This window comes from Mesorhizobium sp. L-8-3 (assembly GCF_016756615.1).
GTDB lineage: Bacteria > Pseudomonadota > Alphaproteobacteria > Rhizobiales > Rhizobiaceae.
On record NZ_AP023262.1, the window covers coordinates 6,654,034 to 6,669,248 of the forward strand.

A 15,215-nucleotide genomic window follows, 5' to 3' on the forward strand; every position below is an offset into this window, starting at 1 on the left:
GAGCTTTCGGTTGCTTCGGCATTACCCCAGGCTGTTTCGCCACACGCACGCCGAGCGTCGAGTGGCGCAAGCCGGCTTCAGCGCTCGCCTAGCGCTCAACTGTGCTGACGCGACCGCTCCTGGTGACGTGCCTTCTCGACGCTGTTCTGCTCCTCCCCGCCGTCCGGGCGGTTCAGGGTAACGGTACAACGGATCAGGAAATTCCAGTCGGGACCATGCTCGATGATCAAATGCAGGTCCGCGATCTCCTCGAAATAGTGCTCGACCTGCTTCGGACCGTCATCTGTGCGATATTCGATGAGGGCCTTCCATCTCCTGTTCCCGTGCAGGGTCACCACGTTGCTCATTCACGCTCTCCACGCTCGCCGGGGCTCAGAAAGTGATGCTGCTCAGGACGAGATACAGGAGCGCGCCGGCGACGGCTGCGACCGTGAGAAGGAGCAGCCCGATTTCCGGCTCCATGGTCAATCGTGCGAGATATCTCATAGGTGATGGCTTCCGAGCGAAGAGAGGGTCAATGGAAAGCGGTGTCGTTGTCGGCTTCCCACCGCCCCAATGCGTTGCCGATGAACTGATCCATCCTGTCGACGGGCACACTGAGCCTGAATGCTCCGTCCGCCGTGAAAGCGGCCAGGAGGTCCGCTTCCTGCCTGACGCCGTACTGGAATTCCCTGACCAGCAGAGCGGCGATGCGTTCGGCGTCGAGGCTGCGGGCCGCGATCGCATTGCGGGCGCATACTTGCGCATGCACACGCATGATCATAATCATGTCTGTGGAAGTCAGATGCTGTCGATGATCCGGGATGGGAGCCATCCGTCCTCCCTCGCTGGTTGGGGCAAGGGCACGATGGCCGCCCTCAACCGGCAGCGCCCTGAACGAAGCCACCGACAATCCGAACGTATCAGTATTCGTCAAACGATGCGAGGACATTCGCCGGCATTCCCTACAGCGGGCGCGTGAAGACGAACCCACCTTCAATCGGTGCATGGTCGAAATCGCTCACGGTTTTCGGGTCGATCCGATGGCCGGTCATCACCTGGAGGACTTGGCGCGTCGTTTCGAACCGGTCTTTGCCCGGGGCGGCTCGGCCGGTGAAACCGCCGAAGCCAATTGCGCTTCTCTTTCGAGCCGGGCCTGCCGGAGCCGTGCGGTCTTGGCTTCGCGGCGCGCAGCTTCATCTCCCGTGATCGCCCGCGCAGCGTGGTTCGTGATGTCCGCCTTGGTCTCTGCTTTGGACGGGTTGGGCTTGAACAGGCCTTGCTTCGCGACGGCACGATTCATGTCTATTTCCTTCGGCTCAAAAAAAACAAAAAAGGCCGGGCGAACCCGGCCTCTCCCTATACGCCTCGACGATCCGTGCCAGTACATCCGTGGTCACAGACCAGAAGCGAAATATCGTTACGCGGCCTGAAGGTTTTCGGCCGAGCTTTTGCCGTTGCGATTGTCCTTCACGACCTCAAAGCTCAGCTTCTGGCCTTCCACGATCGTGCGCATGCCGGCGCGCTCGACCGCTGAGATATGAACGAAAACATCAGCGCCGCCATTGTCGGGCGAGATGAAGCCGAAACCCTTGGTCGAATTGAAGAACTTCACTGTTCCAGTATTCATGACGATATCCTTTCAATCGGTCATAGAGAATTGCTTGCCGGGCAAGATGCGCGACAAACGTCCAAATCGATTTTGAGAGAGGAAGATCGCCGACGGCGGCTCAGCGCCAAGAACAAAGTTCGACAAGCAAGATCGATGATATCAATATAGGCACCAGACATTCTCAAAACAAGGCAAATGTGAAAATAATGATCGGCACGCGAAATGCATCACTGATCCGGGACGGTCGGCGGGGTCTGCCCGGCGGTCTTGCGCCTCATGGCAGATCCGCCGGGCCAATGACGTAAATGGCCGGCTGTCGGCCGTGATAGATCCGCTTGGCAGCATCATGGATGGCCCCTCGCCCGGCATCGAATGCGGCCAGACATGCTTCCGCCGGCGCGCTTTCGTGATCGAGCGCAGCAGCGTCGACGAGGAACGGAACCTCGAACATGCCGTCATAGGCAATGAAGCGGACGCCTTTCCTGGCCTGGTCGAAGTTGCGGCTCCGATTGGGGAAAGTGAGCGTCATTTTCGCGACTCCGTTGTTGGATCCAATGCGGGCGGCTTCACCCAGGCGCGCGTCCCCGAGCGAAAGACCGTGCGCCGGTTGAGCGACAACATCCTGTTTGTCGCTTCGCCACGATCGAGCCCCGACATCGCATTGCCGCCGGCTTCCGCCGGGATGCCAGAGAAGACATGGTAGACGGTCCAGGTACGGTCGGCCTCCACGCGAAGGCCGAACTGCTGGTCGTCAGGGTCATCACGGTTCGCCTTGGAACCGGTCTGGTCGGCGAGTGGGCATGGAGGATCGAGCGGGGTCATCGCCTGCTTCGGCTTGCGGTGTTCGCGACCACTGCGTTTGCGTCCATTGGTCATCGAGGAATGTCCTTTCAACGCCGTCGGTACCGACACCGACGGTCGCCTGTGCAGCAACAAGTTCGAGGCTGTCTTCGGTCGCCACCCGCTCATGGGATTCGCCATCGTTGCGGATGCGATATTGCGGGGAATTGTCTCGCGCCGGGAGCGTGCCGGTGATGCGATAGAATTCCGCGGTTCTTGGAGAGACGCCGAACCGCGATCTCATTCGGACCGTCTGTCCAATTTGGAAGCGATGGGTCGGCTTCGTCTCGGGCTGGCGGCGTGCCCGGAGGCCGTGCGCAGAAATCGTCATGCTTCCTCGCGATCGTTCGCCAGTTCGGTTCAAGTCCGGCACGATGGACCGGCACCATTTTTCCCGCCGGGCCTTGCGACGGTGACAACCGGCAGATGGATAAAGGCCGGCTGGCAGGCGGCCGGACCGACGGGGCAGCACATTCCGGACAGGAGCATCCGCCGACAATTCCACGAAATCACCACGGCCCGGCGTGCCGATGCCGACACGCCATATACCGTGGGACGCGTTCCACTGTCGGAGATCCGGGGGAGATGGCGGGTCGAGGGCCTCTGACACCGCGGAAGAGCCATTTCGGCCAAATCAATCAAGGCTTATGGACCACAATTGCGTTCCAATTGCGGCCCATGCGAAGTCCGATTGCCATGGCAGGCATAACCCGACCGGCTATTCTCGTTGAAGGTTCGCCGAGCCAGCGCGTGTGTGTCTGGCTGTTCACGGTCTACGTCCCTCGGCCTGCTGTGCCGGGTACCGCCGGTGTTTCTGACGGCGGAGACGGCGATCGGGGACCTTTCACCACAAATTCCCGGCGGCAGCAGGCGAAATGCCGCCCCGTCATCGAGAACGCCAGGCTCGACGCAGCCACATGCAGCGTGTCGCGATTTCTTAGGCGCTTCAGGTGATCGTTCTGCGCATGACTTTGTCCCGAAACAGGTTTTCACCTTCGGGAGACGTGCTTTGACCGGAGGAACTCGCCTCCGCCCGGTGTCGGCGTCCGATCGACGCTGGTGCACGGTGCGTCAGAACGCCATGCGGAAGCGCTGCCTGTAGCGCGCCGGCGTGACGCCCGTGCGGCGCTTGAACAGCCGGCGGAAGAAGGCCGGGTCGTCGTAGCCGACCATGTGGGCGACGCCGTCGGTGGGCTCGCCCGTGGTCTCCAGGATCTGCTTCGCCTCCTCGATCCTGAGCGCCTGGACATAATCCACCGGCGCGTAGCCGGTCGCCGCCTTGAAGCGCCGCTTGAAGGTCCGCTCGGCGAGGCCCGAGCGCTGCGTCATGCGCGAGACCGGACGCGGCCGCGCATAGTTGTCGGCCAGCCATGCCTGGCAGTCGCCGATCACGGCATCGCCATGGCTTCGCGGGCGGCCCATCGCCGAGAAGACGAGCTGCCCGTCGGAGCGGTCGCCGAGCAGGAAGATCTTGGCGATGCGGACGGCCTCGGCCTGGCCGCTGAAGCGCGCGATCAGGCTGAGCGCGAGGTCTTCCCACGAGCCGGGGCCGCCGCTGGTGACGATGCTGTGCCCCGCGCCGGCCGGACACAGGATGCGTTCCGGGCGCAAGCGCACCGACGAATAGCGCTCGCGAAACATCGCCGTGGCGCTCCAGTGCGTCGTCGCCTCGAGACCGTCGAGCAGGCCGGATTCGGCGAGCAGCACCGACCCCGTGCAGACCGAGCACAGCAGCGCGCCCTCCTCGTGCCGGCGGCGCAGCCACGCGATTTCGGCGCCCCAGTCGCCCGGCTCCAGGTCCGCCGCCAGCGCCAGATCGGTGACGATGACGATATCGCAGGAAGAACTGTCGGCGAGGCTCGTGTCCGGCGTGATCGGCGGACCGATGGCGGAGGCGAAGGGTGCGCCGTCGCGCCCGACGATACGCGCCTCCCAGCGCCGCGACCCTGTGTCCTCGCCGGTGAGTTCCCGCCACATGCCGCCCACCGCCTGGAACACCTCGAACAGGCCATAGAGCACCGCGGGCGAGCTTTCGGCGAGCGCCAGCAGGCTGACCCTCACCGGCGGGTTGTTGGTGGGCGTCATCGAACGAGTTTGGCACAAAAGCCCCGTTTTTGTCCAATCCCGCACTCGCGGCGCGATGGCGGCGAGCGTAGGCCACCCCTTCGAACACGAAAGGAGCTGTCATGACCGCAACAGCAACCGTCGCTCGCGCCTTCGACCAGGCCAGGGCCGAAACCTTCGCCGAACGCGTCGGCGGCATTCTCGATTCGGGCGCCGTCGCCGTGATGATGTCGGTCGGCCACCGCACCGGCCTGTTCGACGTCATGGCGGGACTGCCGCCGGCGACGAGCAGCGCAATCGCCGCGCGCGCCGGGCTCGCCGAGCGCTATGTGCGCGAATGGCTGGCCGTCATGGTCACCGGCCGCGTCGTCGCCTACGACCCGGAGAACAGGACGTATCACCTGCCGGCCGAGCACGCGGCCTGCCTGACGCGCGGCGCGCCGCTCGGCAACCTCGCCGTCTACGCCCAGAACGTCGCCCTCATGGGCGCCGTGCATGACCGCGTGCTCGCATGTTTCGAGACCGGCGAAGGCATGAAATACGGCGAATATCCGCATTTCCACGAGGTGATGGCCGAGGACAGCGGACAGACCGTGACCGCGCAGCTCTTCGACGTCATCCTGCCCCTCGCCGAGGGGCTGGTCGAACGGCTCGAGGACGGCATCGAAGTGCTCGATGCCGGCTGCGCGCGCGGCGCGGCACTTCTCGCCATGGCCGAGCGGTTCCCCAACAGCCGCTTCACCGGCTACGACCTGTGCGCCGACGCGATCGGCTTCGCGACGGAGGCGGCGCGCAGAGCTGGCCTTGCCAACATCCGCTTCGAGACGCGCGACCTCACCGGCTATGACGAGAAAGCGCGCTTCGACCTGGTCAGTTCCTTCGACGCCGTGCATGACCAGAAGGACCCGCAGGCGCTGATCCGCTCGCTGCACGGCGCGCTGAAGCCGGGCGGCATCTACCTGATGCAGGACATCGGCGGCTCGGCGAAGCTCGAGAACAACCTCGATTTCCCGATGGCGCCGCTCCTCTACACGATCTCCTGCATCCACTGCATGCCGGTCTCCCTCGGCCAGGGCGGCGCGGGTCTCGGCACGATGTGGGGCTGGGAAACAGCCGAGGCGATGCTCGCCGCCGCCGGCTTCTCCAGCGTCGAGCGCACCGTCCTGCCGCACGACCCGATGAATGTGTGGTTCGTCGCGCGGCGCTGACGCAGGGACCCTTGCGAAGGAAATGCGCGGATCGGCAGCGGCCTCCGATGCTCCGGAGGCCGCCCGGCGAGGCCGGAGGCGCGCCGGCGGGCCCGGACGGTCGCTTGCTACGCGCCATAGCGCGGTCAGGCGATCGGCAACCTTGTGATCGAGCACGTCAAGGGCCTCGCGATCGGCCGGACGGCCGACCCTTGACCACAGGACGATCGCGCTGGTTGAGTGTGGGCCAGCATCCCGGCCTGAAGGTTCCGATGCCGCGTTTTCAGACGTTGGCGGTGGAACATCCGACGGCATGAACGCATTCCATGCGTGCGGTGCACCGGCCGGCCGGAGTGCGAAACCGGGCCGGGATGGATTTCAGAAGCGAGAGGACAAGCTATGGCTATCGCCAAGAACACGATCTGCGTGTGGTACGACAAGGATGCCGAGGAGGCGGCGCGCTTCTATGCCGAGGTTTTTCCCGACAGCTTTGTGACGGCCGTCCACCGCGCTCCCGGCGACTACCCGTCCGGCAAGGAGGGCGACGTGCTGACCGTCGACTTCACGGTCTGCGGCATTCCCTGCCTCGGCCTCAATGGCGGGCCCATGTTCAAGCATACCGAAGCCTTCTCCTTCCAGATCGCCACCGACGACCAGGAAGAGACCGACCGCTACTGGAACGCCATCGTCGGCAATGGCGGCCAGGAAAGCGCCTGCGGCTGGTGCAAGGACAAATGGGGCGTCTCCTGGCAGATCACGCCGCGCGTGCTGATCGAGGCGCTGGAGGTCGGCGGCGATGAAGCCAAGCGTGCCTTTGCCGCGATGATGGATATGAAGAAGATCGACGTCGCCGCGATCGCGGCGGCCCGGCGCGGGTGAAGCTTTTGCGGCAGGCGTTCCGCGTGCGTTGCGGAGGGCTGTTGTCGGGATGTGAACGGCGCCCTTGTCAGTGCTGAAAGTCGTTTTGCTGCGATCGGATAAGGGATTCGGCGAGGCGGCGAAACGCGCCTGCGGTGAAGGTAGGACGGGATTTCGGCGAGGCCGAGAACTGCCCCTCATCCGGCTGCCGCCACCTTCTCCCCGCATCGCGGGGAGAAGACCGATGTCGCCACCGGTTTCGCCAATCGTCGGCGGTGCAGATCGAGCGCCGTCGTCACGGCCAGCGGTCTTCTCCCCGCGATGGTGGCGGCAGCCGGATGAGGGGCGCGACCGTCGAAGCAGGCGGGCCCGGCTTGTTCCCCGGCCTGCTGCCAATAAAGCGCCGAACTGCTTGCCGCGATCAGATCCACGCTTTCATCCACTATGGCGCCCGACGCCGGCGAGCGCTCTGTGCAAACGCGCGGGCGCTCTCGTCTGTGCAGCGCGCGGGCGCTCTCGTCTGTGCAGCGCGCGGGCGCTGTGGCATAACCGGGGCATGGCGATACATTTCCTGGCGGTTCATCGCGACACGGTCGGGACGGAACAGGCGGCGGGCGATTCGCTTGCGGGCGCCTATTCCGTGGCGGTGCTGTGCTGGCTGCTGTCGGCCGGCGTCTATATCGCCGCGAAATGGGTCTCGACCGAAATGCCGCCCTGGGCGCTCTGCTTCTGGCGCGTGCTGATCGCCTGCGCGATCCTCTTGCCGATCGTGCATCGCCATTTCGGCGCCATGGCCGCGCTGGCGCGGGCGCGCCCGCTCGAACTCCTTGCCGTCGGCGGCATGGGGCTCGCGATCTGCCAGGGCATGATCTTCATCGGCCTCGAACATGCCGATGCCACCACGGCCGGCATCATCATCGCGCTGATCCCGATCATCACCATGATACTCGCGCGCCTGATCCTGGCCGAGCCGATGGGACCCTGGCAGGCGATCGGATCGGTGCTTGCCTTTCTCGGGATCGTGGTCATCCTCGTGAAGGGCAGCCCGGCCGCGCTGATGCGCCTCGACCTCAATCCCGGCGAATTGTGGATCGTTGCCGGCGCGTTCTTCTTCAGCCTCTATGCCGTGCTGCTCCGCCGGGCGAAATTCGAGGTGCAGCGGCTTCCGCTGCTGGTGCTGCTTCTGGGCGCAGCGGTGCTCACGTCGCTGCCCTTCTATCTCTACGAGCTTGCCTCCGACGAACGCGCGACGCTCAACGCCAGCGGGCTCATCGCGCTCGCCTATGTGGCGATCCCCGGCGGGGCGCTGATGTATTATCTCTTCAATCGCAGCATCGAAGCCCTGGGCGCGAGCCGGGCGGGCGTATTCCTCTACGTCCAGACGATCTTCATCGCCGTGCTCGCCTATCTGATCCTCGGCGAGAAGCTGCAGACCTATCACCTCGAAGGCGCCGCACTCATCATCGCAGGCCTGCTTCTCGTCATCCTGCTCAAGCCGAAGACGCAAACTTCAGGCTAGGGCGGAGGCGACCAAGGCCTGGGGGCGACCGCCGGGACCGGTGACGGTTGCGTGGAAGAGGTTTCCCGCGGCTCCGTCTGCTCCCGCCGGTCAGGCAGGCCGTTCCTTCGCGCGGTCCGGCGACTGTGCCGTCTCCGGCGCTTCGGCCTTCGCCAGTTCGGAAAGGAAGCGGTCCATGAGCGGCGAATTGCCGAACCTGCGGTAATCCCGTTCGGCCACAAGCGAGAATTTCGGATCGGCCACGAGCAATCGCGCCATCGTCGTCCGCGCCTCGTCGATTTCTCCCTGGTTGGCCTGGACGGCGGCCAGGATCAGAAGGCAGCTTGCTTCGGCCGGCGCGCGCAGGAGGCATTCCGCAAGCACCGTTTCGGCCTCGCTCACGCGACCCGCCGCGTAAAGCGCCTGCCCGTGCACATAGACATAATATTCGGGCGCCATCGGATGCAGACGCCGGGCACGCTCGGCGTTGGCGACGGCATCGTCATAGTCGCCGAACCGGACCTGGGCCTTTGCCAAAGCCATGAGGCTGTCCGGATCGTTCGGGTTGAGTTCGACCGATTGCCGGGCCGCCCTGATGCTTTCCTCGTACTCTCCCTTCGCGGCCAGACCAAAGCTGAGCACCTGATATCCGATCGGCAGGTCGGGGCTGAGCCGTATCGACTGCCGCGCCTCGCTGAGCCCGATGTCGACGTCGGCCTGGGTTGCCCGGCCGCTGACGCCCTGGACGAAGTCGACAATGTAGGTCATTCCCAGATAGGCTCGGGCGGCGGCGTAGGCCGGATCGAGTTCGAGCGCCCGCTGATAGAGCGCGCGTGCCGCCAGCAACGAGGTTTCGTCGGACGATCCGTGCTTGTACCGGTCGCGCGCCTGAAGGACGAGGTCGTAGGCCTGCAGGCTTTCGGTCGGCCGGTCGGCGGCCTCGGCCGCTTCGGACTCGCGGACATAGGAAACGAGGTGCGCCACGATTTCGGAGGTCAGGTCGGTCTGGACCGCAAAGACATCCTCGACCCGCCGATCGTAGCTGCGCGACCACAGGTGCGCTCCGCTTCGGGTGTCGATAAGCTGCGCGACGACGCGGAGCTGGTCGCCTTCGCGGCGCGCGCTGCCTTCGACGACATATCCGGCGCCGAGCCGGGCACCGATTTCGCGAATGTCGACGGCTTGTCCGCGAAAGGCGAATGACGAATTGCGGGCGATGACCTGAAGGTCGGCGTTCCGCGCCAGCTCGGTGGTGATATCTTCCGTGAGACCGTCGGCGAAATAGTTCTGACCCTGATCGCCGCTCATATTGTCGAAGGGAAGCACGGCGACGGAAGGCCGCGCGTCGGCGTTCCCGGCGCCGGATATCCAGGCCCAGGACGGCGCAACGCGGGCTGTCATGCCCGACAGCCACTGGTTTCCGGAGGCCGCGGCCGCAACCACGGCAAGGGCAGCCAGACCGCCGGCACAGGCCACCATCGCCCGGCGCCCGCCGGGCATGATGCCCCGCATCCAGCCCGCCGTCGCACCCAGGCGCCGTTGCTTCGGCCTGACCACATAGACGTCGATCGCGTCGGGAAGGTTCTTCGCCTTGCGATGGCCTATGCGCTGGAAATACTGGTCGCGATTCCTGTCGGCGCTGCGCACGACCGCGGCGCTGACATAGATGCTGCCCGGCTCCGCCATGGCTTCGAGCCTTGCGGCGACGTTGACGCCGTCGCCGAAAACATCCCCCTCCTCTTCGATGACGTCGCCCAGATTGAGCCCGATGCGAAGCTTGAGGGGCAGGTCGGCAAAGCCCTCCTGCATCTCGACCGCGGAATCGAGCGCCTGATTGACGCTGGGAAATGCCGCCAGGAAACCGTCGCCGGTGTTCTTGAACATCCGGCCGTTGTGGCGCTCGAAGACGGGCCGGATCACCTCGTCGAAGGCGCTGCGCAAACCTGCATAGGTTGCAGCCTCGTCCTCGGCCATGAGGCGGCTGTATCCGACGATGTCACCGGCGACAATGGCAGCAAGCCTACGTTCCATGTCGTTGATCTCGAACCCGCCGCAGTGGTCAGGTAGCATGCGTCGGCCTGCCTGGCCATTCACGTCAGTGTGTCCGGGGCGGGGTTGCCCGGGCGGCCCGGTTCAAATCTAAGATGCACTTGGGCGAAAAAATCCGGCATCGGGCGGCTGCCGGAATCCAGCCAATTTTTGGGATGGCGATGTCTTTCAAACCAATGTTCGGCGAGGGAAGCATAAAGGCCCGCGGAGATTCCGCCTCGCCGCTTCGCAGTGCCTCGTGGATCAACTCGTCGATAATCCTCGACAACCGGCGCTGGGAGTGCAGGGAAGCCGAACTGCGCTGGACGGCTCCCCATCATCTGGTCGTGCTGACCGAGGCGGGGCACACGTCGCAGACTTATGTCAGGTCCGACGGGAAGGATGTCTATGACGGCCGCGACCGGTCGGGGGACATCACCTTCGTTCCGGCCGGCGTCGAGCGCGAGGGCGTGTACCGCGACACGAAGCTATCCTACTCGGCGCTGTGGATCGATCCGGGCCTGGATCTGCCCGGCTGCGAATGCGCGGGCGACCTGCGCCTGCTGGTCAACGGCCGCGACGATGTGATCGCGTCGCTGTTGCGCGCGCTGTGCGCCGAGACGTCGCCCGGCCACAAGCCGTCGGCGGCCTATGTCGAACATTTGACGGCGCTGATCATGCTTCGGCTGGGCGCGCTGAACAATGTCCGCAGGGGCGAGGCGCGCCGCGAACCGCTGTCGCGGCCCGCCTTGGCGCGCGTGCGGGACTATGTCCATGCCAATATCGGCTCCGACATATCGCTGAGCGAACTGGCCGAGGTCGCCGGCATGCGGGTCGACAGCTTCGCCCGGCGGTTCAAGGCGGCGACCGGGCTGGCACCCTATGCCTTCGTGATCGAGGAACGCATCCGGCAGGCGGAGATCCTGCTGGGCGGAACCGACCAGGCGATCGGCAATGTCGCCATTCGCCTGGGCTTCTCCAGCCAGAGCCACTTCACCTCGACATTCCGGCGCCTGAGGGGGATCGCTCCGCAGGCCTATCGGACGAACTTTATTCCCGAATCCTGACAAGCCCTCCGGTTTTTCGAAAGAAAGCCGCGGGTCACGTCACCATTTCGAGCTCCGGACGGCAGATCCGGTGCGCTTGCGGCATGCGGGCGAACCGGATCCCGTCGCGATGGAACCGGAGACAGCCCATGAGACATCCGAGCGACTGCGCAGCACTGACCCGCCGTACCTTGCTGGAGGGGAGCGCGGCCACCGGCCTGCTGCTGGCGGCCGGCCTGCCGGCGGCGGCGGCATCCGCAACAGCCGCCCCGGCACCGGCACCGGCGCCGCTGCCGAAGATCGCGCTGCGGCTTACGATCAATGCCGAGGAGCGCGCTGCGGAACTCGACCCCCGGACGACGCTGCTCGACGCGCTGCGCAACCATCTTGCGCTTCCGGGATCGAAGAAGGGCTGCGACCACGGCCAGTGCGGCGCGTGCACGGTGCTGGTGAACGGCCGCCGCATCAATGCCTGCCTGACGCTGGCCGCGATGCATGAGGGCGACGAAATCACCACGATCGAAGGACTTGCCGACGGCGACGACCTGCATCCGATGCAGGCCGCCTTCATCGAGCGTGACGGCTTCCAGTGCGGCTATTGCACGCCGGGGCAGATCTGCTCGGCGGTGGCGATGCTGCGCGAGGCCGAGGCCGGCTGGCCAAGCCATGCCACCGCCGACGTGTCGGCCGGGACGCCGGCACTGACGGACGAGGAGATCCGCGAACGGATGAGCGGCAATATCTGCCGCTGCGCCGCCTATCCCAACATCGTCGCCGCCATTCGCGACGTCGTCGGGAGGGCGTGAGTCATGAGGATCTTCACCTATGAACGCGCAACCGACGAACGGCAGGCCGCGTCCGCGGTCGCGGCCCGGCCGGAATCGAGATTTATCAGCGGCGGCACCAATCTGCTCGACCTCATGAAGCTCGAGATCGAGCGGCCGGCGCATCTGGTCGACATAAGCCGGTTGCCGCTCGACCGGATAGAGGACACGCCCGACGGCGGACTTCGCGTCGGGGCGCAGGTCCGCAACAGCGACCTTGCGGCCGACCCGCGGGTCAGGGCACGCTATCCGGTCCTGTCCCAGGCGCTTCTTGCCGGGGCTTCCGGGCAGATCCGAAACAAGGCGTCCACCGGCGGCAATCTTCTGCAGCGTACGCGCTGCCTTTACTTCTACGACCGCAGCGTGCCGTGCAACAAGCGCGACCCCGGCTCGGGCTGCGCCGCCCTCGGGGGCTTCAACCGGATGAACGCCATACTGGGCGCCAGCGAGGCCTGCATCGCCGTGCATCCCTCCGACATGGCGGTGGCGCTGACCGCGCTCGACGCGCACGTCGAAACCGTATCGCCGGAGGGCGAAACGCGCATGATCCCGGCAGGCGACCTCCACAAGCTGCCGGGCAGCACGCCGCATATAGAAACCGAGCTCGCGCATGGCGAAATGATCACTGCCGTGACGGTGCCGCCCCCGCCGCCCGGCCGTCAGATCTATCGCAAGGTGCGTGACCGCGCCTCCTATGCTTTCGCGCTCGTGTCGGCTGCCGTGGTGATCGATGTGGGCGGCGCTCATGTGCGAGGGGCCCGCATCGCCATGGGAGGCGTTGCGGCAAAGCCGTGGCGCGCCGACGAAGCCGAGCGCTGGCTCGTCGGCAAGGAGCTATCGGACCGGACTTTCGTCGCGGCGGCGGAAGCAGCACTCCAGGGTGCTGTCGGCCGCGGCGGCAACGATTTCAAGATTCCCCTGGCGAAGCGCACGGTGCGGCATGCACTGGCCACCGCCGCAGAAGCGTGAGGCGACCATGACCAAGAGCAGCGCGAAGACCACCGCGAAGACGGGCGGGAACCCGCCCCGCGGCTTCATCGGCCAGCCACTCGCCCGCGTGGACGGACCTCTCAAGGTGACAGGCCGCGCGACCTATGCCTATGAGCATGAGCACGGCGGCAGGCCTGCCTATGGCCATATTCTCGGGGCCGCGATCGCGGTCGGCCGCATCGTCGGGATCGACACCACCGAGGCGGAGCGGGCGCCCGGCGTCATCAAGGTGATGACGCTCAGGAATGCCCCGGTGCAACCCGCGTTCGGCCCGCCGGTCACGCCGACCGTGCCGGAGGTCTTCACCCGCGCCCGGCCCATGCTCTCGACCGACCGGGTGCGGTACTACGATGAACCGGCGGCCCTCGTGGTGGCGGAGACCTTCGAGGCGGCCCGGGCGGCCGCTGGACTGATAAGGATCAGCTACGAAAGGGATGAAGGCGCCTTCGAACTGGCCGGACGCCTCGGCGAAGCATATGCGCCGGGGCGCACAAATGCGGGCTTCGAAACCGACAGCGCGATCGGCGATTTCGAGGGCGCGTTCGCAAGCGCCGCCGTCACGGTCGATACGACATACCGAACGCCCTACGCGCACCACAACCCGATGGAACCCCACGCGACGCTGGCCGTGTGGTCGGGCAACCAATTGACGATCCATACGGGGGCGCAGACGCTCGCCAATTTTCAGGCCGGGCTCGCCAACACGCTTGGCATTCCGGCGGAAAATGTGCGCATCGTCAGCCCGTTCGTCGGCGGCGGCTTCGGCGCCAAGCTGATCGTCCACCCCGATACGGTGCTCGCGGCGATGGCAGCGAGGGAATTGCAGCGCCCGGTCAAGATCGCCCTGACGCGGCAGCAGATGTTCGCCAATGCCGGCCACCGCGCGGAGATGATCCATCAGATCCGCCTCGGCTCAGACGGCGACGGCCGCCTGACGGCGATGGGCTACGATGTCTGGTCGGCGACCTCCCGCTTCGAAGAGTTCTGCGAGCAGACCGCGGTCTTTGCCCGCTCGCTCTACGCGGCGCCGAACCGGCTGACCCGTCACCGGCTGGTCCCCGTCGACCTCAATCGCGGCGAATGGATGCGCTCGCCGGGCGAAGCGCCGGGCATGCTCGCCTTCGAATGCGCCATGGACGAACTCGCCGACCGTCTCGGCCTCGACCCGATCGAACTGCGCCGCCGCAACGAACCGGCCGAGGACCCGGAACGGGGCGTCCCGTTTGCGACGCGCAACCTCGTCGCCTGCATGGAGGAAGGTGCGCGCCGCTTCGGCTGGGAACGGCGCGGCGCGACGCCGGCGCGTGTGCAGGAGGGGCGAAAGCTCATCGGCCTGGGCATGGCCGCCGCCATCCGGCCGAACTATATCGGCGGCGCCGCCGCCCGGGTCGCCATCGACGCGACGGGCGATGTGACCGTCCGCCTCGACATGACCGATATCGGGACCGGCACCTACACGATCCTGACCCAGATCGCGGCCGACGTCCTGGGCGTTCCCCTCTCCGCGGTGAGGGTCGAACTTGGCGACTCAAGCTTCCCGCGCACGGCGGGCTCGGGCGGCTCGTGGGGTGCGGCAAGCTCCGGTTCGGCCGTCCACGACGCCTGCTCGAAACTGAGAGAGAAGATCGTCCAGGCGGCATTGCCGGGTGACGACGCAGCCGGCACGGAGGCGAGCTTCGCCGGAGGGGAGGTCCGGATCGGCGGCCGGGCCGAGCGCCTTTCCGATCTCCTTCGCCGCGTCGCTCCCGACGGCATCGAGGCGGAAGGGGCGGTTCAGCCCTTCAGGCAGAACGATCTCTACAAGGACTGGTCCCAGCATTCATACGGCGCGCATTTCGCCGAGGTCGCGGTCGATTGCGACACGGGAGAAATCCGTGTGCGGCGCATGCTCGCCGTGATCGGAGCGGGCCGAATCCTCAACGCAAAGACCGCCCGCTCGCAAATTCTCGGCGGCATGGCCTGGGGTCTGGGCGCGGCGCTCATGGAGAATACGGTGCTCGACCGGCATCACGGTCATTTCATCAACCACGATCTGGCGGAGTACCACGTCGCGGTGAACGGCGACGTGCCCGACATGGAGGTGGTGTTTCTGGAGGAGCACGACGACAAGGCCAATCCGCTGGGAGCGAAGGGTCTGGGCGAACTCGGCGTCTGCGGCGCCGGCGCGGCGGTCGCCAACGCCGTCTACAACGCAACCGGCGTGCGCGTGCGCGAATATCCGATCACCCTGGACAAGCTGCTGCCGCATCTGCCGACGGCTGCTATCCAGTGGTGAAGGCTTGACGTCTG

At 65.9% G+C, this 15,215-nt stretch carries 16 protein-coding genes; 7 read left to right on the top strand and 9 right to left on the bottom strand.

Annotation, left to right across the window (positions count from 1 at the left end; genetic code table 11):
- Positions 1–95 precede the first annotated feature (95 nt).
- The 7 genes from JN302_RS30865 to JN302_RS30895 all read right to left on the bottom strand — a co-directional run bounded on the left by JN302_RS30865 (position 96) and on the right by JN302_RS30895 (position 4,516).
- Positions 96–347, bottom strand: a complete 252-nt coding sequence (locus JN302_RS30865; protein ID WP_202330221.1) for a hypothetical protein — start codon at positions 345–347, stop codon at positions 96–98.
- A gap of 167 nt (positions 348–514) precedes the next feature.
- The gene (locus JN302_RS30870; protein WP_202330222.1) at positions 515–931 is read right to left on the bottom strand and encodes a hypothetical protein; all 417 of its coding nucleotides are present in this window, start codon (positions 929–931) and stop codon (positions 515–517) included.
- 102 nt (positions 932–1,033) lie between these two features.
- Positions 1,034–1,282: a hypothetical protein gene (locus JN302_RS38880; protein WP_210382569.1), complete on the bottom strand. Its 249-nt coding sequence runs from the start codon at positions 1,280–1,282 to the stop codon at positions 1,034–1,036.
- A gap of 117 nt (positions 1,283–1,399) precedes the next feature.
- A complete protein-coding gene (locus JN302_RS30880; protein WP_202330224.1) occupies positions 1,400–1,609 on the bottom strand; it encodes a cold-shock protein in 210 nt (69 codons plus the stop codon).
- 256 nt (positions 1,610–1,865) lie between these two features.
- Positions 1,866–2,120: a DUF1488 domain-containing protein gene (locus tag JN302_RS30885; RefSeq protein WP_202330225.1), complete on the bottom strand. Its 255-nt coding sequence runs from the start codon at positions 2,118–2,120 to the stop codon at positions 1,866–1,868.
- Entirely contained in the window at positions 2,117–2,413 is a 297-nt protein-coding gene (locus tag JN302_RS30890) for a hypothetical protein (protein WP_202330226.1), read from the bottom strand. Before JN302_RS30890 ends, JN302_RS30885 begins: the two co-directional genes overlap by 4 nt.
- 1,089 nt (positions 2,414–3,502) lie before the next feature.
- Positions 3,503–4,516: a GlxA family transcriptional regulator gene (locus JN302_RS30895; protein WP_244846037.1), complete on the bottom strand. Its 1,014-nt coding sequence runs from the start codon at positions 4,514–4,516 to the stop codon at positions 3,503–3,505.
- A gap of 101 nt (positions 4,517–4,617) precedes the next feature.
- On the opposite strand from JN302_RS30895, the gene JN302_RS30900 reads away from it, so the two are divergent.
- Both JN302_RS30900 and JN302_RS30905 read left to right on the top strand, forming a co-directional pair.
- Positions 4,618–5,703 (top strand): class I SAM-dependent methyltransferase, encoded by a 1,086-nt coding sequence (locus JN302_RS30900; protein WP_202330227.1) that lies wholly within the window; start codon positions 4,618–4,620, stop codon positions 5,701–5,703.
- Between the two features lie 384 nt (positions 5,704–6,087).
- Positions 6,088–6,561, top strand: coding sequence for a VOC family protein (locus JN302_RS30905; protein ID WP_202334506.1), 474 nt, complete (start codon positions 6,088–6,090; stop codon positions 6,559–6,561).
- Between the two features lie 176 nt (positions 6,562–6,737).
- Here JN302_RS30905 and JN302_RS30910 read toward each other — a convergent pair whose 3' ends face one another.
- The gene (locus JN302_RS30910; protein WP_202330228.1) at positions 6,738–6,971 is read right to left on the bottom strand and encodes a hypothetical protein; all 234 of its coding nucleotides are present in this window, start codon (positions 6,969–6,971) and stop codon (positions 6,738–6,740) included.
- Between the two features lie 125 nt (positions 6,972–7,096).
- On the opposite strand from JN302_RS30910, the gene JN302_RS30915 reads away from it, so the two are divergent.
- Positions 7,097–8,059, top strand: coding sequence for a DMT family transporter (locus tag JN302_RS30915; protein WP_202308164.1), 963 nt, complete (start codon positions 7,097–7,099; stop codon positions 8,057–8,059).
- Positions 8,060–8,149: 90 nt separating this feature from the next.
- Here the strand turns inward: JN302_RS30915 and JN302_RS30920 are convergent, their stop codons facing one another.
- Entirely contained in the window at positions 8,150–10,069 is a 1,920-nt protein-coding gene (locus JN302_RS30920) for an adenylate/guanylate cyclase domain-containing protein (protein ID WP_202330229.1), read from the bottom strand.
- A gap of 179 nt (positions 10,070–10,248) precedes the next feature.
- On the opposite strand from JN302_RS30920, the gene JN302_RS30925 reads away from it, so the two are divergent.
- The 4 genes from JN302_RS30925 (at position 10,249) to JN302_RS30940 (ending at position 15,201) form a co-directional block, all read left to right on the top strand.
- Entirely contained in the window at positions 10,249–11,133 is an 885-nt protein-coding gene (locus tag JN302_RS30925; RefSeq protein ID WP_202330230.1) for a helix-turn-helix domain-containing protein, read from the top strand.
- A 128-nt stretch (positions 11,134–11,261) separates the two neighbouring features.
- Positions 11,262–11,918 (top strand): 2Fe-2S iron-sulfur cluster-binding protein, encoded by a 657-nt coding sequence (locus JN302_RS30930; RefSeq protein ID WP_202330231.1) that lies wholly within the window; start codon positions 11,262–11,264, stop codon positions 11,916–11,918.
- Positions 11,919–11,921: 3 nt separating this feature from the next.
- Positions 11,922–12,905: an FAD binding domain-containing protein gene (locus tag JN302_RS30935; protein ID WP_202330232.1), complete on the top strand. Its 984-nt coding sequence runs from the start codon at positions 11,922–11,924 to the stop codon at positions 12,903–12,905.
- A gap of 7 nt (positions 12,906–12,912) precedes the next feature.
- Complete coding sequence (locus JN302_RS30940) at positions 12,913–15,201, top strand: xanthine dehydrogenase family protein molybdopterin-binding subunit (RefSeq protein ID WP_202330233.1); 2,289 nt, start codon at positions 12,913–12,915, stop codon at positions 15,199–15,201.
- Positions 15,202–15,215: the final 14 nt, after the last annotated feature.